We start from the raw sequence: 24,066 nt of genomic DNA, 5'->3' as shown, positions 1-24,066 counted from the left end.
CGCTCGAGCGAGGATCGAACGGCGGACCGGGACCGAGTTACTCCTCAGTTCGGTCCGGCTGATCCGCTGGCTGCCCGCCGTCGCTGGCCGTGGGTGCGGGCGAACTGTTCGGCGCGTCGAACGAAACGTCCGGCCCGAGATACCGCGTCCAGACCACGAGCAGGCTCGGGAGGACGAGGACGCTCGCGAGGAACGCGTAGATGATCGTCAGCCCCGTGATGATCCCGAACTGCTGGAGCGGCGGGAGGATGGCGAACGCGAGGACGCCGAAGCCGCCGACGGTCGTCGCGGCGCTGCCGAGCAACGCACCGCCAGTGCCGGTGACCGTCCGGGACATCGCCTCCCAGACGGAGCCGGTCCGCTCCAACTCGAGGCTGTAGCGCTCGCTCATGTGGATGCTGTAGGCGACGCCGAGCCCGACCGTGAGGCTCGTGATCATCCCCGTCATGACGTTGAACGGGATCTCGAGCAGGTACATCGTCCCGAGAATCCACGAGACGCTGAACACGACCGGCAACAGCGTCACCGCACCGAGGGTCGCACTGCCTTTCGTGAGCCGGTAGGCGATCATCAGGAAGGCGAAGACGGCCACGAGGGTGATCAGCAGGCTCTCGATGACCGTGTCCATGAGTTGGTCCTGGATGATGTCGAACAGGATCGTCTGCCCGGTCGCGGTGGCCTCGAGCCCGTTCCCGTCGATCCCGTCCGCGATGGATCGCATCTCGGTCGTGACGTCGCTCATGGCCGCGGTGCCGCTCGTCGAGATAACCAGTCGGGCGGCCTCGTAGTCACCGTCCGCGGTCCGGTGGAGGACGGCGCTCGCTTCGTCGGGGGCGACCGCGAACAGGTCGTCGTACACCTGCTCGAGGTTCCGGTCGGGGACGCGGTCACCGTCGGTATCCGCCGCGGTGAGCGTCGCGTTGAACGATTCGTTCTCGCGTGCGACCTGCTGCATCGTCCCGATCGGACTTCGGACGTCGGCCTCGCCGCTCGAGAGGGTGGCGGCGACGGAGCTGTTGGCGGCCTCGCGTTCGGCCGCCTCGAGCCGCTGTATCGTCGCCGGATCAGTAACGTTGCCCTCCACGAGAATCTGTGCCTGTGAATCCTCCCGAACGAAGTTCTCGTTGACGAACTCGAGGTTCTCCTTCATCGAGTAGTCGTCGGGTTTGAACGGCTCGGGCAGATCGTCCGTCCACGCCGGTGGGTCCTCCGCGATGAAGTCCTCCTGACTGAAGCTGGTATCGACCTGCGTCGCGCCGTAGGCACCGCCGGCGCTCACGAGAAGCGCGAGCAGGATGACGACGATCGGGATCCGGCGTGCCGCCGTCGAACCGGTCGACAGGAGTTGGCTGAACCGCCCGCCGCCGGTCCCGAACGCGCGCTTTTTTCGGTCGAAGCCGCGGCTCTCGAGGAACTCGTCGAGTTCGATCTTGAGCGCCGGAATCAGGACGCCGAACACGAGCAGGGCGACCGTGATCCCGACGGCGCTGACGATGCCGAAGTCCTGAATCGGTGGCACCGGACTCGTGAGGTTCGAGAGGAAGCCGATCGCCGTCGTCGCGGTCACCAACACGAGCGCGACGCCGACGCCGGCCAGCGCGGTCCCCATCGAGCCGCGCGTGTCGTCGGCATCGTACGCGCCGCCCGCCTGCCGCTGTTCGCGGTGGCGCATGAAGATATGGATCGCGTAGTCGATCGAGAGCCCGATCAGCAGGACCGGGACCGCGATGAACATCTGGTTGAAGTCTATTCCGGTCCAGCCCATGAAGCCGAACGTCCAGAGCAAGACGGCGGCGATGCCGAACAGGCCGAGGAGGATATCTAGAAGATCGCGGTACGCGACGATCAGGGCGACGACGACGAACAGCAGCGCGAGCGGGCCGACGATCGCGAGGCTATCGCCCATCGAATTGTCGATCTCCTCGCCCATGATGCCGCCGCCGAAGACGATGACGTCGGCACCGTCGGATTCGAAGGCGTCGGTGGCGATGGACTGCATGGCCAGTTGCGCGTCGACGAGCGCGTCGGAGGCCATTCCGCCCTGGCCGCCATCACCCTCGGTCTGGTGGGTGACCAGCAGCATCGTCGCGTTCGCGCTCGTCGATCCGGCCTCGTAGCTCGTCGGCATGAAGGCCAGACCGCTCGTCCGACCGGACGAGTCCTCGCTCAGGACGGCACCGAGGGCGCGCTCGTACTCGGTGGCGTTCATCGACTCGAGCGCATCGATCTGTTCGGGCAGCGTCGGTGAGGTTGCGTTCTCGAGGGCGGCTCGCTCGGCCGACAGTTCAGCGCCGAGCGACTGGAGTCGCTCGCTCCGTGACTCGAGGGCCGTACTGCGCCGGTCGAGGGCCGCGTACTCGTCTTCGAGGACGCCCTGTGTCCCGAGGCGGTACGCCGCGTCGATCCGTGACTCGTTCTCGGCGGCACGAAGGCGCTGTGCCGATTCGTTGAACGTCGCGTACTGCGTCTCGTTCAGGTCGACCGACGAGTTCTCGTCGACCGTCGCGAACTGTTCACGCGGCGACGCCGACGGATCGGCCCGAAGCGTCTCGAGCGCCCCGCGAAGTTCCGCCCGTGTGGCGTTCAGCGCCGCGCTCCGTTCTGCCACGGCGGTGCGTTCCGCCTGGACGGTCGCGTTCAGTTCCTCGAACTCCGCGGCCGTCGCCTCGAGTTCGCGCTGTTGGTCGGCGGTAAGCGACGAGATCGCGACGAGGTTTGCCGCGCCGACCGTCGGCCGGTCGTCGACGAGCGTCCCGGAGACCGTCTCGTTCTCGCGGAACGATTGTTGGAGTCTGAGCGTCTCGACCATCGACTCCTGGGAGAGGACGTTGTCACCCCTGACGATCACCTGTGCCGCCGACGTGTTCTCCTGCCCGGTCGAGAAGTTCTGCTCGACGTACTCGAGTTTCTGTGCTTCCTCGGTGTCGCTCTGGAACTGATCGAGCGACGAGGATTGCTCGATCATGCCGGCTCCGGAGCCCGCGACGACCGTGAGAACGAGCATGACGGCGATTACGAGCCGACTGTGTTCCGTGACGCCGTCGGCGATCCGGTCGATCCAACTCATGTGCCGGTCTTCCCTCCGCGAACCGTCGCGGCGTCAGGACGACGCGATCCCGATCGGGATCGACCGCGACCCGCCGGACTCGCGGCCGCGATCGGGCGGCGGGTCCACGTCGGCCGATCCGACAGTTGTTCCGTCGGGACACGAACGCGTGCCGGTGTCTCCGACGCGGTTCGCGACCGTCTCGATACTGCTCTCCGTTCCGGACGGGAGAACGCTCCGACGACGGCCGTCGGCCACCCCGTCTCGGGAGCCCGTCTCGATTCTTCGGCCATATACTAACTGAATATTCAGTCAGTGCTTATCTACTTTCTCCCTCTAGATCGGTCCTGCTACCGACCGTCACACGAGACTCGGACCGAATCGGTAGCACCGACAGTTGACCATTCAATCAATTTTTATACGTTGCAGCGGTACGTCGTACTCAGATGGAGGCTGTTACGGCAGCGGATCGGACGGCGGGCGACGCCGGGACTCGAGTCGAACCACCGGAGCGGGGCGACTGTCTGCCGCTCGTTGAGTCGGGGGGGACGCGACCGCTATGACGCAGTTTCCGCCGTTCCTCGAGGAAACGGACGACACGCGAGACGCCATTATGCGGGCGACCTACGCCGCGCTCTGTGAACACGGCTACAACGAACTGACCATCCAGCGGATCGGGGACGAGTTCTCGAAGAGCAAGTCGTTGCTGTATCACCACTACGACAGCAAGGACGACCTCCTGCTCGATTTCCTGTCGTTCATGCTGGACCAGCTCGAGGGACAGATACCGACGTATCGCGCGGGCGGGGCCGACGACCACATCGCGGAAATCGTTGAACAAACGTTCGATCTCGGAGTCGCCGAGATGGGGACCGACTTCACCCGGGCACTCGTCGAGTTGCGTGCGCAGGCAGCCCACGACGAGGGCTACCGGGAACACTTCACGCGTAGCGATCAGTTCGTCCGCAAACACGTCGCCCACACGATTCGCTCGGGCATCGAACAGGGCGTCTTTCGGGACGTCGATCCACAGGAAACGGCGGCGCTGTTTCAGCTCGTGTTCGTCGGAACGATGACCCAGCGCGTCACCAGCGACGACGACATCCTCGAGGACGGACGGAGTGCGTTCGAACGATACGTCCGCGAGTGCCTCCTCGAGGCGGAGTGAATCGCCCCGAGAACGGACTGTCGGACGAACTGGGACCGGGTCACGGACGAGGTCCCCACCTCGTCGCGCTGGGTCTGCGTCGCGTTTCGCAGTCGAACGTCTCAGTTGGTCACCGGTCAGTTGCTGACCCGAGACGTGACTCGACCGAGAGCGCGTTTCTGCGCCGGTAAAGCGGTTATCCCGGTCCACGTCGATGACGACTGTCCTGCCGACGATGCGCTGTCTCCGATAACTAACTGTTCAATTATCGATTATCACTCGATGATGGATCGATGTCGCTGTCTCGAGCGTGCGTTACAGAAGCGGAGGGGAGACTGCACCGTGACTACGGATCCGTACCTCTCTCGCAACACCGTACGATCATTCTCTGCGGTGTCCGTTTCCCCTGTTGGGGTAGCGACGATACCAGCGACGGCCGCCGGTCTACAGCTGTGTCGTCAGTAACTAACCGATTAGTAACTTTTATAACTATGCTGGCCAATATTTCGATTAGCGATAGCGTCGCTTTTGGTTACATACGTATGGGTGTAAACGGATCGGCCGGTTTCCGTTTCGATGCAGTCGTCGACACCCTGCGGTAACCTGTTCTCGAGGACCTCGCCAGCCGAATCCAACGCCGTCGATCGGTCTCTCGCCGATCATGTGGTGTCCCATCGGCGGTCCGGTCGGCGGTTCCGATGCGTATCGACACCGCGGCGAATCGGATCGAAAGCGCTGTCGGCTCCCACTCGATCGGAGACGCGGACGGCAAAACTGAGAAGCGACGGCGGTTTCGTCGGCCGAGCGCCGTTAGTCGGTTACTGCGGGCTCGGACTCGAGCCGCTCGCGGAGCCGACGGCCTCCTGTTCGAACGCGGTGCCGGTGATCGACCTGAGCCGGGCGACCAGCGAGTCCTTCTTGGGTTCGCCCATCAGGGCGACGTCGAGAACTTCGCTGATGTGCGAGCAGGGGATGATCTCGATCATGTCCTCGTACTCGTCTTCGATCATCACGTCCTGTTCGTTCGCTTCGGGGATGATGACCTTGGTACAGCCGGCCTTGGCGGCGGCCTCGATCTTGTGGGTGACCCCACCGACCGGCAACACGTCGCCACGGACCGACAGCGAGCCGGTCATCGCGACCGACTGGTCGACCGGGATGTCCTCAAGGGCGGAGATGACGGCAGTCGCCACCGTAATGGAGGCGGAGTCGCCGTCCACACCGCCTTCGCCGGCTTGAACGAACTGGATGTGAATGTCCTTCTCCGAGAGATCGACGTCGGAGAACTTCTTGATGATCGCGGAGACGTTCTGGACCGACTCCTCGGCCATCTCCTTGAGCTGGCCGGTGGCGATCACCCGACCGCCGCCCTGCGTGGGGGCGATCTCGGCCATGACCGGGAGCATGATGCCCGAGTCCTCGCCCATGACCGCGAGACCGTTGACCCGGCCCGCCACGCCGTCCTTGGTGATCTGCAGTTCGTAGTCCTTGCGGCGCTCGATGTAGTCGTCGGCGAGCTGTTGCTCGATCGAGCGCGAGCGGTCCTTGGCCCGGAGTACGTCGTCTCGAGTCGTGTGTTCTCGGTCCTCGGCGCGGGCGATGTCACCCGCGACACGGACGAGTCCACCAAGGGTTCGGAAGTGCAGCGTGAGGTGGTTCTTGCGACCCGAGCGACGCTTGGCCTCGAGGATGAGTTCCTCGACGGCGTCGTCGGTGAAGTGCGGGAGGCGACCGTCGCGTTCGACCTCCTGGGCGATGAAGCGGGCATACTTGCGCCGCATTTCGGGGGTGTCCTCGATGGTGTCGTCCATGTAGACTTCGTACCCGTACCCTTTGATCCGGTTGCGCAGCGCGGGGTGCATGTTCTCCATGGCGTCGAGGTTCCCGGCGGCGACCATGATGAAGTCACAGGGGACGGGTTCGGTCTGGACCATCGCGCCCGAGGAGCGCTCGGACTGGCCGGTGATCGAGAACTCGCCCTCCTGGATCGCCGTCATCAGCTTCTGCTGGGTCTGAATGTCGAGCGTGTTGATCTCGTCGAGGAACAGCACGCCCTTGTTGGACTGATGAATCGAGCCAGGTTCGACCCGCTCGTGGCTCGGCGTTCCCATGCCGCCGGACTGGAAGGGGTCGTGGCGGACGTCGCCCAGCAGCGCGCCGGCGTGGGCACCGGTCGCGTCCTCGAACGGTGCGACGCGCTGATCGCCGTTGTTGACCAGCAGGTTCGGCACCATCGCGTCCGAGCCCTGGCCCAGCGTCCGGAAGATGAACCAGATAACGCCTGCCGCGAGGAGGCCAAGCAGGAGCGAGGATCCCGACAGGATCGTATAGGCGAGGATCACTGCGATGACGACCCACATCAGGATCGATCGCATCCGGTTTCGCTTGCTGGCTTCCTCCTTGTGAGCGTCGACGATCTGATCGCCCTTGCCGGCGGGAACGGTCCGAACTTTCGGCTCGTTCTCGTCGTCGGGGTTGGGATAGACCAGAACGTCCTGGAGGTCTTCCTTGGGCAGCAGTTGACTCATCGCCTTGGCCAGCATCGATTTGCCGGTCCCGGGCGAGCCGATCATCATGACGTGGCGGCGCTGCTTGGCCGCCTTGATGATGATATCGCGTGCTTCGTCCTGGCCGATGACCTGATCGACGAGCCGCTCCGGGACCTCGATGTCCTCGGTGGTATCGATCTTCAGTCCACCGAGAAGGTCGTCCTCGGCGATCTCCTCGTCAACCTCGACGCCGGGATCGACCTCGACCGTGCTGCCGAGGTCCTCGACTGTCTCGAGGTCGTCGTCCTCGTCGGACGACGGGTCGACCCCGTCGATCGGATCGTCGGCGCTGTCACGACGGCCGCTCTCGTCCTCGGGCGACGATCGATCTCCCTGACGCTCGGCGGGCTCCTCGGGTCGCTCGTCGGTCGGAGCGGGCTCCGAGGCGTCTTCGGGAGGATCGCCGCCGTTCGTATTCTCACTCATAAAACTCCGTTCAGTATCCGACCCGAAGGGACTGCGACTGATATACTTTCTCCACGTGATAGTTGCGAGCGATCGCCTCGAGCGGCCGATACGACGACTACAGACGGCAGTTCCGGCAGGTGGGTTCCGGTCCGTGCAGACGCCGGGCGGTGCCGTTCCCGAGCGATGTCTGCGGATGGGTCCGACCGGGCGGACGTGAACTGGGCACCGATACGAACCGGATCCGACGATGGTACAGCGGGGACGGCGGTGCGGTGGCAGCCGGTCGCGTACAGACGTACTGCTAACCGAACCGTTATGTCTCGCAGTCTCCGAGGATCGGTATGGAACTCTCCGCCGTAGACCTCTCTCCGGTCCCGGACGACGGTACCGCGACCGACGCCTACGCGAACACCGTCGCGGCCGCACGACAGGCCGAGCGGCTCGGCTACTCACGGTTCTGGGTCGCCGAACACCACGGCATGGCGACCAGGATCGCGGGCACCGCACCCGAAGTCTTGCTCGGCCATCTCGCCGCGGAAACCGACGCGATCCGCCTTGGCTCCGGGGCGGTCCTGCTCAACCACTACAGCCCGTTCAAGGTCGCCGAACAGTTCGGCGCACTGGACGCGCTCGCGCCGGGCCGTATCGACGCGGGTCTCGGGCGGGCGAACGGCTCGCCGGCCGCCGACCGCGCCCTCGGCACGGACCGACGCGTGCAGAACCCCGACGAGGACCACACCGAGAAGATCAAGGCCGTCGTCGATCACCTCTACGACGACTATCCCGAGGGACACGCCTACAGCGACCTCGAGATCCCGCGCTCGGGCGAGGCCGAGCCGGTCCCGTGGGTCCTCGGCTCGAGTCCGTCCAGTGCGGCGATCGCCGGTGAACTCGGCTTGCGATACTGTTTCGCGGCGTTCATTCGGCCGCAACTCGCCACGCGCTCGTTCGAGGCCTACCGTGATCACTTCGAGTCGTCGCGGCTGGCCGACGGACTCGACGAACCACAGGGGATGCTCGCGGTGAACGCGGTCTGTGCCGAAACGGACCAAGCGGCGGCGCGGATCCGAGCGGTCGCCGAGGCGACGTACAAGCGGATGCAACGCGGCGAAATCGGGACGAGACCGTCGATCGAGGACGCCATCGACGAACTCGGCGGCGTGCCCCAGCCGACGCCTGCGACGCTCGATGCCGAGGAGTGGCCGCGGGCGATCTCCGGGAATCCGGAGACGGTTGCAGGCCTCCTAGAGCAACTCGCCGATCGCGTCGGCGTCGACGAGGTGATGATCCAGCACGTCGTCCCCGATCACGACGTCGCGCTCCGTTCGCACGAACTACTGGCCGACGGCGTCGGCCTCACGGCTCGTTGAGTACCCGCTCCGAACGGCCCCGGATCACTGATTCGAGAGGGATCGAGGGTAGTCTGGAAACGAAGACTTATGCGATACTAACCGGTTAGTAAGTGTATGCCCAAGTCGATATCGCAGAAGCGACCGTGGCTTGCAGCACTGCTCGCGGCGCTCGCCACCGGACTCGGGCACCTGTACCTCCGACGGCTGCGCCGTGCGCTTGGCTGGATCGTCGTTTCGTTCGGCGTGTCCGCCGCGTTCGTCGATCCGGCAGCGATCGACGCGTTACTGGCCGGGAACGGAACCACGGAGACACTGCTTGCCGTCGCACCGATGCTCCTCGTCGTGGGACTCAGTACCGTCGACGCGTACCTGCTCGCGTACACACAGCAGACGAGGACGACCCCGTCACCGCCGTCCGAGACGGAACCGACTGACTGTCCCCACTGCGGAAACGAACTCGATCCGGACCTCGAGTTCTGTCACTGGTGTACGAGAGCGGTCGAGAACGCCGATCGAGACGCGGCGACCGACGGCACCTGAGATCCACGGAGAAAAGCGACGCGCTCAGTCGTTCAAGAGGACGCTCGTTACGTACTCGTCGGCGGTCCGTCTCGCCGTTGTAAGCGCACAGTCTTCGTCCAGTACGACCGCTCGAGTTCGGGCCCCGTCGACGATCGTCATGAGCGCGCGTGCGACGTGTTCGGTGTCGACGTCGACGAAGACGCCGTCCTGAATCCCCTGGTCGATCACCGTGCGAAGCAGGTACCGCACGTATTCGTCGTTCTGCCGAAACCGGTCGCTGAACCGGTCCTTGTACGGTGCCTGACTCCGCATCTCCAGGATCGCGACGAGTAAGTCCTGGTGGTCTTCGGGCTCGACGAGCAGTTTGTCGAGCAGTTTGTCGAGTCGCCGTTCCGGATCCGTCGTTTCGACCTCGTGGACGGTGTCCTTGAACCGATCGAGGACGTAATCCAGAAACGCCGCGAGCAGGTCCTCTTTGGTGTCGTAGTGGTAGTGGATCGCGGCCGTCGACTTCCCGTACTCGTCGGCGATCCGTTGGATCGTGAGGTCGGCGTATCCGTGTTCGCGAAGCGCGCGATAGGTCGCACGCATGATCTCCTCGTTCGGGTCGGAGACCGGCTCAGTTGGCGACTTTGCCATTGTTCGAGTGTCGGTCGGGCGGCGGATAACAGTTGTGACCTGCTCGTTAGCCCGTCGCGGGTCGTTCCGACTCCCCCACGTGAGTCTGTCGGATATCGACTCCGAAACGCCCCTCTCGAGTCGATACCGTTCCCGAACGCTTTTGACTAACTGGTTAATAGCCAAGAACACGGAACGACATGGATACCGATGCAGTAGCCGAGAGTTCGTGCAGTAGGCATCGAACGCGGGATGGGTTCGTGACGTCGGCGACGGTGCCGTCCGAAACGGACGTCGGTGTTCCCGCGATGACCGCGACCCGGTCGGAGACCAACCGTCGATGACTCGTGAACTCTCGCTCAGCGAACGTCGGGACGCGATCGACGAGCGGCTCGAGGGGACGCTCGAAACCGCGCGTGGCGACTACCTGCTGCCGGCACGGACGGCCGTCGTCGACCGGGACGATCGGTGGTACGGACAGCTCGTCGCGCTCGTCGCGAACTCGGTCACGGACGCGCCGGACTCGCCGTCGATACTCCGGGCTGCGACCGCGATGGAGCTGTTCCGGGGCTACTCGCACCTTCGGGAACGGTTGCTGGCCAGACTCGACACGCCGGGAACCGAAGCAGTGGCGTGGGAGTCGAACGCGGCGTTACTGGCCGCCGACTACCTCCAGACGGCGGCGTATTCGATGCTCGGATCGCTCGAGGGAACAGCGGGAGGGACGTGCATCGAACGCCTCGCAACCGTTTCGGAGCGACTCGTCGAAACGCTCGCCGACGCGGATTTCGACTCGCAGCCGACGCCGGCGGCGTACCGGTCGTTCGTCGACGGAACGGCGGGTGCGCTCGGTCGCGGTGCGGCCGATATCGGCGCGACGCTTGCGGCTGTCGACGATCGGCAGCGAGGTCGCTTCGAAACGGTTGGACGCGGCGGCAGTGTCGAACGGCGCATCCGAGACGACGTTGCAACCGACACGGTGTCGTCCCGTCCCGGCCCCCGAGTCCGTGACGACCGGCAACTGCGTCGGTACGCACGATCCCAGCACGCGGACGCGACTCGAGCGCTTCGGACCCTCTCGTCGACCGCGGACGTCGACTCCCTTCGCGAATTTCTCGGTCGAACCGTCCCGAGCGATCCCGAACTCCACTGACTGCCACCACTTCCCGTCGCCCCGGAAATGACAGCGCAGGCGGTTGTATAATCGCCGTGTCAGTATCGGGCCGAACAACGACACGAACCGATGAGAGTACTCGCGCCGGTACCGGCACGGTCCCGCTTTCGCTGGTCAACCCACCGGATCGATCTCGGGGTTTATCGCCGACAAACCCATTCGTAAACACATGGCACATCGATTCGTGCGCGCCCGGCCGAAGCGCGAGCGACTCCCCGAGTTACGCGATCGGCTCGACGACGGCGATATCGAGCAGTTGGACCCGTTCGGCCGTGCGATGACGACGGCCCTCGAGAACGCACGCTTCGATCCGACGACCGGCGAGGCGGTGTGGATCGAGGAGGACTACTGTACGCCGCCACTGGCGATGGAGCGGGGCGCGGTCCTCGAGGAGTACTTCGACGAGATCACGGTCGTCGCCGACGACGTCGACGAGGCGGCCGGCTGGCAACGCATCGACGAGTTGCCCGGACTGTGGGGGCAAGTACTTGACGAGGCGTAGTTCCCGCTGCACCCGTCGTCCGGAGAGATGGCCGGCAGCTGGGTCCGGATATCGATGCGGCGATAGCGGCCGTTCTCACTCCGACTCCGAGAGCAATTCCTCGACGTACTGATCTTCCCACTCCCGGCGCGCCTCGAGTTCGCGCCGCCCGCGCGCCGTGATCGTGTAGTAGTTCGTCCGCTGGTCGAGTTCGCCCTTCTCGACGAGACCCTTCTCGACGACGTCGTCGAGATTCGGATAGAGTCGCCCGTGGTGGATCTCCTTCTCGTAGTAGGTCTCGAGTTCGTCCTTGATCGCGAGTCCGTGCGGCTCGTCCTGTCCGGCGATCACGTACAGCAGGTCACGCTGAAAGCCCGTGAGATCGTACATGTCCGGGCTTTGGTCGGGTCGCGTATAAGAACCGCGGAACGAGATACGGTGTGTCCAATTGGGACAGACCCACAACCGACGAGTCGGGGCTCGCTCGCGACCGGTCGACCGAGCGGGCGGCGATCGGTGCGATACCGCTTTTCTTGGGATGACGAACCACACCGCTTAATCGGGAGAACTACCAACAGGATGTATGGTTCGCCGAAGCGTTCTGTTCGCCCCGGGAGACGAACCCGAGATCATGCGGAAAGCGGCCACGAGCGAGGCGGATGTCGTCGTCTTCGACCTCGAGGACGCGGTCGCACCGGCCGACAAGGCAGCCGCACGCGAGGCCGTTCGCGACGTCCTCGACGACGGCGCGGCCGAGCCCGAACGCTGCGTTCGCGTAAATCCGGTCGGCACGTCGGCCGCGACCGATCTCGAGGCGATCCTCGAGGGAACGCAGCCGGATAGCGTGATGCTCCCGAAAACGGAGTCAGCAGCCGACGTCCGAACGGTCGAGCGCCTCTTCGACGAATACGATGCCGATCTCCCGGTCCTATCACTGATCGAGTCCGCCGCGGGCGTCCTCCGGGCCGACGAGATCGCCACGGCCGCCGCGACCGACGCACTCTTGTTCGGCGCCGAGGACCTCGCGGCGGACATCGGCGCGACGCGGACGAGCGAGGGAACGGAGGTGTTGTACGCTCGAGAGCGGACCGTTCTCGCAGCCAGCGCCGCCGGCGTCGACGCTATCGATACCGTCTATACGGACTTCACGGATACGGACGGGCTTCGCGACGAAACGGCCTTTGCCGCGCGGCTCGGGTACGATGGGAAGATCGCGATCCATCCCGCGCAGGTCCCTGTCATCAACGACGCCTTCACGCCGAGCGACGACGACGTCGAGTGGGCGGAGCGCGTTCTCGACGCCCGAGACCGGACGGATGCGGGCGTGTTCGAAGTCGACGGCGAGATGATCGATGCGCCGCTTATCGCACAGGCCGAACGCATCCTCGAGCGTGCCGAGCAGGTGGAGTGAGCCCTCGACCGATAGGAATAGGTGGTTCCCACCGTCCAGTGGACGTGATGAAGGCCGCCGTCCGGACGAACTTCGACGAGAGCGTCTCTGCGTACGACGCCTACGAGCAACGCACCGGTCGGTTCACCGCACTCGCGAAGCTGTTGGCCGCCGAACTGTCGGCTCGAGCGGATGGTCCCGTCGATGCCGTCCTCGACGCCGGTGCAGGTACGGGCGTGAGTACGCGCGTCTTCGCCGACCGGGCCCGGCGAACGGTCGCGCTGGATATCAGCCGTGAGATGCTGCGCGAACTCGAGGGCGCGCCGCGGGTTGAAGCCGATTTCGATCGCCTCCCCTTCGTCGAGGACTCGTTCGACGCCGTCGCGTTTACCGCGTCGCTCTTTCTGGTCCCGGATCCCGCGGTCGCGACGCGGGAAGCGGCCCGCGTCCTGCGGCCGGGCGGGGTCGTGGGGGCCGTCGCGCCGCTTGGCTGGGTCGACGCCGACGGACGGGACGTCTTCGCGGCCCTCGAGCGGGAGTCGCGGTCGCCGACGGGTGCCGACGCGGTCGAGGCGGCGCTCGCCGAGGAGTTCACCGTCACGACGGGGACGTGGCGGTTCGCGACGACGGCCGCGGACGTACGGCACTTTCACGCGATTCCGGCGATGGCGGCGCGGCTCTACCCGAAACTCGACGCCGAGGAGCGCGTCGCGAAGGCGCGCGATCTGCTTGGTGGCCTCGAGGGTACCGTCGAACAGCGGTGGCGATGGATCGTCGGCGTCGTCGACTGATGGTTCCCCGACGTTCACGCCGAGGGGAGGTCAGTCGGCGTGGTCGCGTTTCAGCGAGAGCGCGGTCCGGTCGAACGCACAGACCAGCGGCTCCTCCGGATCGTTCACTTTGAACACTTCGACGTGCATGGTGACGATGCCGCGTTCACCGTCGCTGGTCTCGTGCTTGTCGGTGACCGTCGACTGGACCCGGATCGTATCGCCGTGATAGACCGGGTTCGGATGCTCGACGTTGTCGTAGGAGAGGTTCGCGACGATCGTACCGTCGGTGGTGTCGGGGATCGTGAGCCCGACGGCCAGACTCATCGTGTAGAGCCCGTTGACCAGCCGGCCGTCGAACTGCGTCGCCGACGCGAACTCGGCGTCGAGATGCAGCGGCTGCTGGTTCATCGTCATATCGCAGAACTGCTGGTTGTCGCGTTCGCTGATCGTCCGTCGTTTCTCGTGTTCGATGGTCTCGCCGACCTCGAACTCCTCGTAGTAGCGTCCTGTCATTGGTAGTTGTGAAACGTTCGAAGGGGAATCAGAGAACGGTGCCGTGTTTCTTGTCGGGCAGGTCCTTCTCGACGGTCTCGTAGAAGGCAAATCGAGCCTCGAGTTCCTCCCGCAAGTCGCTCGGCGGGACGATCTCGTCGACGACGACCTCGCTGGCCATCCGGTGGACGTCGATGTCCTCGCGGTACTCCTCGCGGAGTTCCCGTTCCATCCGTTCGCGTTCGTCCTCGTTGTCGATTTCGGCGAGTTTGCGGGCGTAGACGGCGTTGATCGCCGCTTCGGGGCCCATGATCGCGATCTCGCCGGAGGGGAGCCCGATGACGCTCTCGGGGTCGTAGGCGGGGCCGGACATCGCGTAGATGCCCGCGCCGTAGGCCTTGCGGACGACCACCGACTGTTTCGGTACCGTCGCCGAGGAAGTCGCGTAGATCATCTTCTTGCCCTGCTCTAGGATCCCGTCTTTCTCGACCTGTGAGCCGGCCATGAAGCCGGGCGTGTCACAGAGGTAGAGCAAGGGGATGTCGTAGGCGTCACAGGTCCAGATGAACTCGGCGGCCTTCTCGGCGGCGTCGGGGAAGATCGCGCCAGCCCGGTGTGCCGGCTGGTTGGCGACGATCCCGATCGGCCGGCCGTCGATCCGGGCGAAGGCGGTGATGATCTCCGGGCCGTACTCGGACCGCAACTCGAGCGTCGACCCCGCGTCGACGATCCGGTCGATGACGTCGAACATGTCATAGCCCTTGTTGGGCTCCTGGGGCACGACGGCGTCGATGCCGTCGGGCGAGGCGGCGGGTGCCCGCCCGTCCGTTCGGGGCGGGGTCTCGTCGCTGTTGTTCGGGAGATAGCCGATGAGTTTCGCGACCAGTTTCCGGGCGTGTTCCTCGTCGTCGGCGATGAGGTCCGCGCTCCCGGAGTGGGCGGCGTGGACGTCCGGCCCGCCCAGTTCCTGGAGGTCGATCTGCTCGCCGGTGACCATCTCGACCATGCGCGGGCTGGCGATGGCCATCGCGCTTACGTCCCGGACCATGACCGTGAAGTCCGCGAAGACGGGGGTGTAGGCCGCACCGGCGATACAGGGGCCATAGAGGACGCAGATCTGGGGCACCCGACCCGAGAGCATCGAGTGGTTGTAGTAGTACTTCCCGATGCCCTCGCGGTTGGCGAAGAAGCCGGTCTGCTGGTCGATCCGTCCGCCCGAGGAGTCCATCAGGTACAACACCGGCTTCCCGGTCTTCAGGGCCCGTTGTTGCATCCGGAGGAACTTCTCGACGCCCTTCGCGGCCATGCTTCCGCGTTTGACCGTGTAGTCGTTGGCCATGAAGTGGACGTCGCGGCCCTCGAACTCGGCGGCGCCGGTGATCAGACCGTCGGCCGGCAGCCGGTCGTCGTCGTCCGCGTCGGTGTTTGCACCGTCCGGATGCCAGTCGTCGAACGCCGCGAACTTCCCGTCCTCGAAGAGGAAGTCGTCGCCGAACCAGAGATCGATCCGGTCGCGGACGAACAGCTTCCCCTGATCGGGCAGCTGATCCTTGTACTTCTCGGGGCCGCCCGCGAGGATATCGTCGATCTCCGCCAGCAGCGCCTCCTCGCGGGCCGTCGGTCCGAGTTCCGGTTCCGGCTCGGGGTCGGCCGGTTCGTCGGTCCCACCGTCGGCGGACGCACTGGCGAGTTCCGTCCCGCCGTCGTCGACGACGGTGACGTCCTCCCGGTACTTCGACGCCATCGCTTCGGCGATGGCCCGCGCCTGCGCGTCGGTCGTGTCGCTTGCAATTTTGACTCGCATCGATATCACTCCAGTGTCACGAGGGTGTCGCCCATGTCGACGGAGTCGCCCGCCGAGATCGGCACCGACTGGACCGTACCGTCGGTGCTGGCGACCACGTCGTTCTCCATTTTCATCGCCTCGAGGACACAGAGGACGTCGCCGGCCGCGACCTCGTCGCCTTCCTCGACGGCGACCGAGAGGATGGTCCCCTGCATTTCGGCGGTGACGGCCCCGGCAGCGGCGAGTTCGGCGTCGTCCCCGCCCGCGGCCCCACCGCCGGAAGCGGCTCCCGTCTCGGTTCGGGCTCCCGTCGCCTGCGACACGCCGTCCTCGATGACGACGTCGAACCGTCGGCCGTCGACCTCGACGGTGACCTCGCTCGTCGTCGCCGTGGACCCGTTCCCGTCGGTTGCCGTCGCGGAGCCCCAGCGATCGACGGCCGCCTCGAGCGCGTCGTCATCGAGTTCCCGGTCGAGATACGTCGTCGTGTGATCGCCGGTGACGAAGGTCTCGTCGTCGAGCAGCAGCCGGTGGAACGGGATCGTCGTGTGGACGCCGTCGACGGCGAAGTGTTCGAGCGCGCGTTTCGAGCGCTCGAGACAGTGGTCGCGGTCGTCGCCGCTGACGATCAGTTTCCCGATCATCGAGTCGTAGTCGCCGCCGATCTCGTCGCCCTGTGCGACCGCGTGGTCGAGGCGGACGCCGATGCTCGCCGGCGGCCTGTAGGTCGTCAGCTTCCCGGGGGTCGGCGCGAAGTCGGCGGCCGGGTTCTCGGCATTGATGCGGTACTCGACCGCGTGGCCGTCGATCTCGACGTCGGCCTGGTCGAAGGCGAGTTCCTCGCCGGCGGCGACCCGGAGCTGCCACCGGACGATGTCGATTCCGGTTACTTCCTCGGTGACGGTGTGTTCGACCTGGATCCGCGTGTTCACTTCCATGAAGTAGAACTCGCCGTCCTCGACGAGGAACTCGACCGTCCCGGCGTTCGTGTAGCCGGCCTCGCGGACGCCCTGCCGGGCGGCCTCGCCGATTTCGTCGCGCAGGTCGTCGTCGAGCGCCGGACTGGGGGCCTCCTCGATGACCTTCTGGTGGCGGCGCTGCAGCGAACAGTCGCGCTCGCCGAGGTGCCGGACGTTGCCGTGCCGATCGGCGAGGACCTGGACCTCGATGTGTTTGGGTGACTCGAGGTACTTCTCGACGTAGACCGAGTCGTTGTCGAAGTAGGCCTCGCCCTCGCGCCGGGCGCTCTCGAGGGCGTCATCGACTTCGGCCTCGCTGCGGACGATCTTCATGCCGCGGCCGCCGCCACCGCCTTCGGCCTTGATCGCGATGGGGTAGCCGTACTCCTCGCCCAGCGTCCGCACCTCGTCGGCGTCGGCGACCGGCTCGGTCGTCCCGGGGACGACCGGGACGTCGGCCGCCTGCATGACGGTTCGAGCGTTCGTCTTTTCGCCGAGCGTCTCCATCGCGTCGCTCGGCGGGCCGACCCACGTGATCCCGTCGGTCGCTTCGACGCGACGGGCGAAGTCGGCGTTCTCCGCGAGAAAGCCGTAGCCGGGGTGGATCGCGTCCGCGCCGGCCCGGTCGGCGACGTCGACGATCGTCTCCTGGTCGAGGTACGACTCGCTGGCCGGTGCCGGGCCGACGTTGTAGGCCTCGTCGGCGTACTCGACGTGGCCGGCGTCGCGGTCGGCGTCGCTGTAGACGGCGACCGTTCCGATACCGAGTTCTTCGCACGCTGCCATCACGCGGACCGCGATTTCGCCGCGATTGGCGACGAGGACTTTGTCGAACATGGTCAGTAGGATTTGGGGAAGCCGAGTTCCTGGCCGATGTGGTTGTAGGCCATCTGCTGGGAGACCGGTGCGAGTCTCGTGAGGTTGATCTCGCGCCACCAGCGCTCGACGTCGTACTCTTTCGCGTAGCCCCAGCCCCCGAACGCCTGCATCGACTGCTTGACGGCTTCGATGCCGGCCTCGACGGCCGTCGCCTTCGCGACGTTCGTCTCGTAGCCACACTCCTCGCCCTGATCGTAGCGCCAGGCGGCCTTCTCGCGCATGAGCGCGGCCGTTTCCATCCGCGCGTAGGCCTTGGTGATGGGGAACGAGACGGCCTGGTGGCTACCGACCGGGGCACCGAACACCTCGCGGTCGGTGGCGTACTCGATGGCGGTGTCGGCGGCCAGTTTCCCGATCCCCGTCCCGGCCGCGGCGAAGCCGAGGCGCTCGGGGTTTAACATATCGAGCAGCGCCCACCAGCCCTCGTCTTCCGCCCCGAGCAGGTTCTCCTTGGGGATGCGAACGTCCTCGATGAACACCTCACAGGACTTCGAGTAGTTGATGCCGTGTTTGGGGATCGGTGAGACGTCGATCCCGGGGTCGTCCATATCGACGATGAACAGGCTGATGCCGTCGGTGCCACGGTCGACGTCCGCTCGCGGGGTCGTCCGGGTGACGAGGATCATGTTGTCCGCCCGGTCGGCGAAGGTGATCCACGCCTTGTTGCCGTTGAGGACGTACTCGTCGCCGTCTTTCTCCGCGCGCGTGGCGACGTTCAGCGTGTTCGTTCCCGCTTCGGGCTCGGTGATGCCGATCGAGAAGTTTCGCTCGCCGGCCGCGATGTCAGGTAAGTACCGCTCCTTCTGGGCCTCGGTCCCGTTCTCGCGGATGCCGACGGCGGCCATCCCCGCGGTAAGGACCAGATACCAGGTCCCGGCCATGCCACAGCCCTCGGCACAGAGCGTCTCCATCGCCAGGCCCATCTCCTGCATGCCCATGCCGGCACCGCCGTACTCCTCCGGAACCAACAAGCCGTGGAACCCGGCCTCCGCGAGTTCGTCCCAGAACTCCTGTGCGAACTCGCCGTCCGCTTCTTTTTCTCGCCAGTACTCCCGTCCGTATTCGGCCGCGACCGCCTCTGCGGTCGACCGGATCATCGCGCGTTCGTCGGTAGATTCGAAATTCATGTTGTGGGATAGATCGCTCGTGATCGAGGCGTCTCGAGGGCGGGTCGCTTACGGCGACGCCTCGGACTCTTCTTCCGCGTCGTCTTGCAGTTCGGTTCGCCGGATCTTCCCCGTGACCGTCTTCGGCAGTTCCTCGCGGAACTCGATCTCGCGGGGGTACTCGTGGGCCGAGAGTTCGTCGCGCACGTGAGTCCTGATGTCCTCTTTGAGGTCTTCGGACGGCGTCGTCCCCTCGCTTGGCACGACGTAGGCTTTCACGATGTTACCCCGCTCCGTGTGGGGCTTGGGGACGACGGCCGCCTCGGCGACGGCCGCGTGTTCGCCCAGTGAACTCTCGACCTCGAACGGGCCGATGCGGTAGCCCGACGAGAGGATGACGTCGTCGGCCCGCCCCTCGAACCAGAAGTAGCCGTCCTCGTCCTTGTGTGCGAGGTCGCCCGAGAGGTACCACTCACCGCCAGACGTCTCGTCTGGCGAGGATCGCATCGCTTCGCTCTGCTCACCCCCCTCGGGGCCGTCGACGAAACACGACGCGGTCTTCTCGGGTTTGTTCCAGTACTCGGCGAAGAAGCAGGGGTAGTCGCCGCGCTGGGCGATCTCACCGGTCTCGCCGGGCTCGAGGACGGCCCCGGTCTCGGGGTCAACGATGTCGGCCTCGATGCCCGGCAGGGGCTTCCCCATCGAGCCGGGCCGCAACTCCATCGTGGGGTAGTTGTTGATGATCATGTTGCCCGTCTCCGTCTGGCCGTACGTGTCGAGGATGGTGACGCCGAGTTCGTCCTCGCCCCACTCGACGACGCCGGCGCTGAGCGGCTCGCCGATCGAGAGCGCGTGCCGTAAGTCGAGGTCGACGTCCGCCAGTAGCTCCTCTTTTTCGCGGAGCATCCGGTAGGCCGTCGGCACCGAGAACAGGACGGTGATCGGGTACTCGTCGAGCAGTTCGGCCCACTCAGCCGGATCGAACTCGCCCTCGTAGGTGAACAGCGACGCGCCCCAGTACCAGGCCCCGAGCGTATTGATTACGCCGGTCAGCCAACCCAGGTCACCGGTACTCCAGTAGAGGTCGCCGGGCTGGAGGTCGACGGCGTATTTCTGGGTCGCCGCCACGCCGGCCACCCAGCGCTGCTTGTGCCGGACGCCCTTGGCCAGCCCGGTGGTCCCCGACGTGTAGTACAGCAAAGCGTCGTCCTCGCCGCCGGTGTCGGCGGCCTCGTAGTCCGTACTCGCGCCGTCGAGTGCCGTGTTGAACACGACGTCGTCGGCGGGTGCGCCGCCGCCACGGTCGACGGTGATGACGTGGTCGACCGACGGCGCGTCCTCGAGGGCGTCCGCGACCGTTTCGCGGTTGTCGGTCGTCGTCACGAGGACCTTCGCGTCGCAGTCGTCGAGCCGGTAGGAAATCCCGTCCGGCCCGAAGCGTTCGTTGACGCTCCCCCAGACGGCTCCCCGTTTCAGCGTGCCGACCATCGCCACGTAGTGTTCCGGAATCCGCGGCATGTACGAGAACACGCGATCGCCGCGCTCGACGCCGAGTTCCTCGAGGAGGTTCGCGAACTGGCTCGAGCGGTCGGCCAGTTCCCAGAAGGTCGTCGTCGTGAGTTCGCCGTCGGTGTCGACCTGATAGAGCGCGACCTTCTCGCGGTCGGCAGCGTGTCGGTCGACGGTCTCGTGGGCGATGTTCAGGTCCGCCGGTGCGTCCCAGTCGGCTTCCGCGTAGATCTCGTCCCACGAGAACCGCTCCCGTTCGGCCTCGTAGTCCGAGAGGTTGTGGCTGGACACCATACACCGCCCCGGATCCCGTTTCCCGATATAATAGTATCGGTAAATTATGCGATGCTAATAGACACATCGTAGAGAGAACTGTTACGTCGAGGTGAGTTTCATCGAGCCAGTCATGCGTAAACGGTCCTGTTTTCAGCCTATACGATTATATATGTATTTTCATCGACTGAAAACACCCCCTCGTCCTACGCGCCGTCGCGGTTCTCGTCGTCGGCCGGCCCGTCGTGACGCGTCTCCCACAACCGTCGGACATCGTCGCGAACGGACGCCGGGAACGATCGGTCGAACGCGACTCGCGGCGCGATATACGCGTCGTCCCACCGCGGGTCCCACGCCGCGTTCACGTACAGCCGGGAGCCGGTCTCCCCGTCCCGGCGATACCGAGGCCGGTCCGCCATCGGCGCCGACGGTTCGCTGAAGATCCAGTCTCGAGACGGATGGGCTTTGAGCCAGATTTCGCCGAGGACGCGGCCGAGGTCCCGCGGCGAGACGTCGTCGTCGACGACGATGACCGTATCGAACAGCGACGAGAACGCAAAGAGGATATTGGCGAGTTGCCACTCGAACCCGGCGTAGAGAACGTTCGTCGCGACGACACAGATCCCGAGTTCGGCCGCCGCCGGCACCAGCACCCACTCGACGGGCGAGATCCCCCAGTAGTCGTCGATGCGGTCGTACAGCGTCGCCGCCGTCACCAACCCCGTCAGTTGCAGGTCGTCCGACAGCGGCCGCTCGAGCGGTGAAAAGGGAAGTACCGGATCCTCGGTCGCGAGTATCCGTTCGACCGACAGCGCCATCGACGTACTCTCGGTGCCGTACTCCCACGCTTCGCGCCGATCCGACCGGGAGTCGGGATGTCGATCGTCGACCGTCGCTTCGATCACGACCTCGGTGGCGCTCGGGACGAGCCCACCGTTCGTCGGGACGAGCGACACGCGTTCGGCGACGCCACAGTCCTGGATCGGGACCTCGAGGCGGTCCCTGACGGCGAGCAGATAGGCCGTCGTCACGGCCGCCGGCGGGACGCCGAGGGCGACCGACACCGTCCCGCCGTCGAGCAGCGACGACAGCGCCGCGGGCGTCCGTACCCGGAGCGTGTCGTCGCCGATAACGGCACCGTGAACCGGGGCCCAGTGGGTCCCCGCCGCCGTCGATACCGACGCGACGCCGAGCGTCAGGGCGGGCCAGACATCGTCGGCATCGCGCGGCAGGGCCAGTTGCCGTATCCCGTCGATGGTGCGTGCGGCCGCCTGCCTGTCGTAGGTCGGCTCCGGCCGATCGCCGGCCGGCCCCAGCCGCGTGATCGTCTCGAGGACGGTGACGAACGACGCTTCGGGGTCCAGCCCCAGACCCAGCGCCAGCCGCGACCACGGGGCCGACTCGCGTCGCTGCAGTTGGTCGGGGCCGCTGAACGCACCGCTGGTGAGATCGGCACCGTCGGTCCGTTCGTACCGGATCGCCGGGCCGTTCGCACGGAGGGCCTCCGCCGCGATGACAGGGGGTGGCACGTCGAACGGACCCTCGAGCGTCAGCAACTCGTCGTTGCTCGCCAACCCTTCAACGTACTGGGCGAACGGGATCATCGCGCCTCGCCCTCCCCGTCGAGCAGGTCGAACCGCGCCGCCGACATGCCCGCGGTGACGAGTCGCTCTTGTGCCCGTTTCCGACGGTCGTCGTCGGCCGTCCCGTCCGTTCGGTCACCGTCACTGGTGGCGTCGATGTACGCCTTCGCGGTCTTGGCTTTCGAGGTCCCCACGTCGGCGCTGCCTTTCTCCTCGGGCGTCTGGTAGATGTTGAGCGGGACCTTGGGCATCCGTTCGACGCCGAACTGGTGAAAGTCGGCGTCCGGGTCGGCGTCCAGCGCGATCGCCGTCAGCACGGCTTGCGGATCGAACGGATCGACGTCGGCATCGACGAACACGAAGAAATCGATGTGGAGCATCCCCCAGGTCGTGAACACGAAGTTGGCCAGTTGATGGAGATAGCCCGGATAGGGACGATCCGTCGAGATCACCCAGACGGTCCGGGAGGTAAAGCGCCACGGCACGGCCGACTCGACGTCGAAGCCGGCGGCCTGCAGCCCGAGCGTCGCGTCCGGGCCGGCCGCGGCGAGCTGGAGCGTGCTGCCGGAGTTTCGCCCGTATCCGACGCCGGTCCCTTCGACGCAAAACGGGACGCGGGGCTCCGTCCGGCGGGTTATCGCGTCGATCGCGAACGCGGGCATCGATCGCCGCGGCCCGTTCATGTACCCGAAGTAATCGCCGAACGGACCCTCGTCGAGCCGTTCGTTCGGGAGGACACGGCCCTCGAGGACGACCTCCGCCGTCGCCGGGACGTACAGGTCGTTCGTCTCACACGGAACGAGGTCGACGGGTCGGTCTTTCATGCCGCCCGCGAAGGTGGCTTCGCTCCGCCCTGCTGGGATCCACATCTCCGTCGTCGACTGGACGACCGGCTCGGCACCGATGACGACCGCCACCGGCATCGGTTCCTCTCGCGGTTCGTAGTCGTAGTAATACCGGTTGGGAACCTGTTCACCCGCCAGAAACAGCAGGCTGGCGAACGGCCCGTCGTGGATCATCAGCCGATGGCTCGACCAGCGGCCCCACCGCGTCTCCGGGTCCGGTGCGACGACGGTGTGGAGGTTCGAATATCGCCCGCCGTCGCCCCGATGGATGTACGGCCACGGGAGCGACAGGAGGTCGACGTCGTCCCCGGTCCGAACGACGTCCTTACAGGGCGCCGCGTCGCGCTCGAGGACCCGCGGTTCCTGGGGCGATCGGAGTCGGTCGATGAGCCGCTCGTAGTACGCCCCACCGGACAGGCCGGTCGGCAGCCCGATCGCTCGGGCGAGGTGATCCCACGGTCGGTTTCGGGGGCCCCGGTACGGATCGCCGACGAGCGACGCGTCGACCGCCGTCTCCGCGACCGACTCGAACACCGGGACGTCGCCGTCGGACCGGTTGGCGAGCGTCGTGATCGCGCTCGCCTCGAGGTCCCACGAGACGGGCTCGTCGAACGAGACGAGGGCGTCCGCCTCGTCGAGGCACTGGAGGAATCCCCGGAACGAATCCACCGTCATGGCTCGTTTTCCGAGCGGGCGCGGCGGAGCGGATCGTCCTCGAACTCGGTCCGGACGGTCTCGTAGGCGTCAAGTAACGCGGGGCGGTTCGCCGCGAGATACTGAAACGCCATCTCGCGAAGCGCCTCGGCGGTCGAGTCGTACTGGCCGGATTCGACGAGATACCGGAGGATGACGTTGAGGTCGTCGGACCGGGTGTTGACGATGTTCGAGGTCGATTCCTGGTCCGCCGCGAGCCGGCGCAGGAGGTCCTCGTTGATCCCCGCCGCGTCGATCTCGTCGATGAGTTCGACGTACCGTTGCTCGCTGACGCTCTCGTGTGGCCCGGCGACGACGGTCAGTGGCTGTGGATCCGTGAGTTCGTCGGGATCGTTTGCGATCCGGACTCGCGCCTCGAAGATCCGCTTCGTCTCCGCATCGGTTATCTGGAGTGTCGTTTCCGTCCGCTCCTCGTCGGGCAGATGGTCCGCTGCCGTGATGTACTGGTTTGACATGGCCT

The 24,066-nt window shown here is 65.8% G+C and carries 19 protein-coding genes; 7 read left to right on the top strand and 12 right to left on the bottom strand.

Annotated features, from left to right (window positions below; genetic code table 11):
* Positions 1–37: 37 nt before the first annotated feature.
* Positions 38–3,067 (bottom strand): MMPL family transporter, encoded by a 3,030-nt coding sequence (locus tag NATPE_RS13845; RefSeq protein ID WP_006181126.1) that lies wholly within the window; start codon positions 3,065–3,067, stop codon positions 38–40.
* A 538-nt stretch (positions 3,068–3,605) separates the two neighbouring features.
* Here NATPE_RS13845 and NATPE_RS13835 point away from each other — a divergent pair.
* Positions 3,606–4,214, top strand: coding sequence for a TetR/AcrR family transcriptional regulator (locus NATPE_RS13835; protein WP_006181124.1), 609 nt, complete (start codon positions 3,606–3,608; stop codon positions 4,212–4,214).
* Positions 4,215–5,011: 797 nt separating this feature from the next.
* On the opposite strand, the gene lonB is transcribed toward NATPE_RS13835, so the two are convergent.
* Positions 5,012–7,168, bottom strand: a complete 2,157-nt coding sequence (lonB, locus tag NATPE_RS13830) for an ATP-dependent protease LonB (protein WP_006181123.1) — start codon at positions 7,166–7,168, stop codon at positions 5,012–5,014.
* Positions 7,169–7,491: 323 nt separating this feature from the next.
* On the opposite strand from lonB, the gene NATPE_RS13825 reads away from it, so the two are divergent.
* Entirely contained in the window at positions 7,492–8,520 is a 1,029-nt protein-coding gene (locus tag NATPE_RS13825; protein ID WP_006181122.1) for an LLM class flavin-dependent oxidoreductase, read from the top strand.
* Between the two features lie 96 nt (positions 8,521–8,616).
* Entirely contained in the window at positions 8,617–9,042 is a 426-nt protein-coding gene (locus tag NATPE_RS13820; RefSeq protein ID WP_006181121.1) for a zinc ribbon domain-containing protein, read from the top strand.
* A gap of 24 nt (positions 9,043–9,066) precedes the next feature.
* Here the strand turns inward: NATPE_RS13820 and NATPE_RS13815 are convergent, their stop codons facing one another.
* Positions 9,067–9,663, bottom strand: coding sequence for a TetR/AcrR family transcriptional regulator (locus NATPE_RS13815; RefSeq protein WP_006181120.1), 597 nt, complete (start codon positions 9,661–9,663; stop codon positions 9,067–9,069).
* A 319-nt stretch (positions 9,664–9,982) separates the two neighbouring features.
* Here NATPE_RS13815 and NATPE_RS13810 point away from each other — a divergent pair, with 319 nt between their 5' ends.
* Both NATPE_RS13810 and NATPE_RS13805 read left to right on the top strand, forming a co-directional pair.
* The gene (locus NATPE_RS13810) at positions 9,983–10,795 is read left to right on the top strand and encodes a polyprenyl synthetase family protein (RefSeq protein ID WP_006181119.1); all 813 of its coding nucleotides are present in this window, start codon (positions 9,983–9,985) and stop codon (positions 10,793–10,795) included.
* Positions 10,796–10,985: 190 nt separating this feature from the next.
* Complete coding sequence (locus NATPE_RS13805) at positions 10,986–11,318, top strand: hypothetical protein (RefSeq protein WP_006181118.1); 333 nt, start codon at positions 10,986–10,988, stop codon at positions 11,316–11,318.
* A 75-nt stretch (positions 11,319–11,393) separates the two neighbouring features.
* Here the strand turns inward: NATPE_RS13805 and NATPE_RS13800 are convergent, their stop codons facing one another.
* On the bottom strand, positions 11,394–11,687 hold the full coding sequence (locus NATPE_RS13800) for a PadR family transcriptional regulator (RefSeq protein ID WP_006181117.1): 294 nt from the start codon (positions 11,685–11,687) through the stop codon (positions 11,394–11,396).
* A gap of 193 nt (positions 11,688–11,880) precedes the next feature.
* Between NATPE_RS13800 and NATPE_RS13795 the strand changes: the two genes are divergently transcribed.
* Together NATPE_RS13795 and NATPE_RS13790 are read left to right on the top strand one after the other, a co-directional pair.
* Positions 11,881–12,708 carry an HpcH/HpaI aldolase/citrate lyase family protein gene (locus NATPE_RS13795; protein WP_006181116.1) on the top strand — a complete coding sequence of 276 codons (828 nt, stop codon included), beginning with the start codon at positions 11,881–11,883 and terminating at the stop codon, positions 12,706–12,708.
* 47 nt (positions 12,709–12,755) lie between these two features.
* Positions 12,756–13,478, top strand: coding sequence for a class I SAM-dependent methyltransferase (locus NATPE_RS13790; RefSeq protein ID WP_015299144.1), 723 nt, complete (start codon positions 12,756–12,758; stop codon positions 13,476–13,478).
* A gap of 30 nt (positions 13,479–13,508) precedes the next feature.
* Here the strand turns inward: NATPE_RS13790 and NATPE_RS13785 are convergent, their stop codons facing one another.
* From NATPE_RS13785 to NATPE_RS13750, 8 genes are all read right to left on the bottom strand, one after another.
* Entirely contained in the window at positions 13,509–13,973 is a 465-nt protein-coding gene (locus tag NATPE_RS13785; RefSeq protein ID WP_006181114.1) for a MaoC family dehydratase, read from the bottom strand.
* Positions 13,974–14,001: 28 nt separating this feature from the next.
* Positions 14,002–15,756: an acyl-CoA carboxylase subunit beta gene (locus tag NATPE_RS13780; RefSeq protein ID WP_006181113.1), complete on the bottom strand. Its 1,755-nt coding sequence runs from the start codon at positions 15,754–15,756 to the stop codon at positions 14,002–14,004.
* Between the two features lie 5 nt (positions 15,757–15,761).
* On the bottom strand, positions 15,762–17,534 hold the full coding sequence (locus tag NATPE_RS13775; RefSeq protein ID WP_006181112.1) for an acetyl-CoA carboxylase biotin carboxylase subunit: 1,773 nt from the start codon (positions 17,532–17,534) through the stop codon (positions 15,762–15,764).
* 2 nt (positions 17,535–17,536) lie between these two features.
* Positions 17,537–18,703, bottom strand: coding sequence for an acyl-CoA dehydrogenase family protein (locus NATPE_RS13770; RefSeq protein ID WP_006181111.1), 1,167 nt, complete (start codon positions 18,701–18,703; stop codon positions 17,537–17,539).
* Positions 18,704–18,751: 48 nt separating this feature from the next.
* Positions 18,752–20,485: an acyl-CoA synthetase gene (locus NATPE_RS13765; RefSeq protein ID WP_006181110.1), complete on the bottom strand. Its 1,734-nt coding sequence runs from the start codon at positions 20,483–20,485 to the stop codon at positions 18,752–18,754.
* A gap of 185 nt (positions 20,486–20,670) precedes the next feature.
* The gene (locus NATPE_RS13760; protein WP_006181109.1) at positions 20,671–22,068 is read right to left on the bottom strand and encodes a UbiD family decarboxylase; all 1,398 of its coding nucleotides are present in this window, start codon (positions 22,066–22,068) and stop codon (positions 20,671–20,673) included.
* A complete protein-coding gene (locus NATPE_RS13755; RefSeq protein WP_006181108.1) occupies positions 22,065–23,567 on the bottom strand; it encodes a UbiD family decarboxylase in 1,503 nt (500 codons plus the stop codon). The genes NATPE_RS13760 and NATPE_RS13755 overlap by 4 nt, the downstream gene beginning before the upstream one ends.
* Positions 23,564–24,061: a hypothetical protein gene (locus NATPE_RS13750; RefSeq protein ID WP_006181107.1), complete on the bottom strand. Its 498-nt coding sequence runs from the start codon at positions 24,059–24,061 to the stop codon at positions 23,564–23,566. The genes NATPE_RS13755 and NATPE_RS13750 overlap by 4 nt, the downstream gene beginning before the upstream one ends.
* Between the last annotated feature and the right edge of the window lie 5 nt (positions 24,062–24,066).

The organism is Natrinema pellirubrum DSM 15624 (assembly GCF_000230735.2).
GTDB lineage: Archaea > Halobacteriota > Halobacteria > Halobacteriales > Natrialbaceae > Natrinema > Natrinema pellirubrum.
This window is presented reverse-complemented; position numbering and strand designations above follow the sequence as displayed.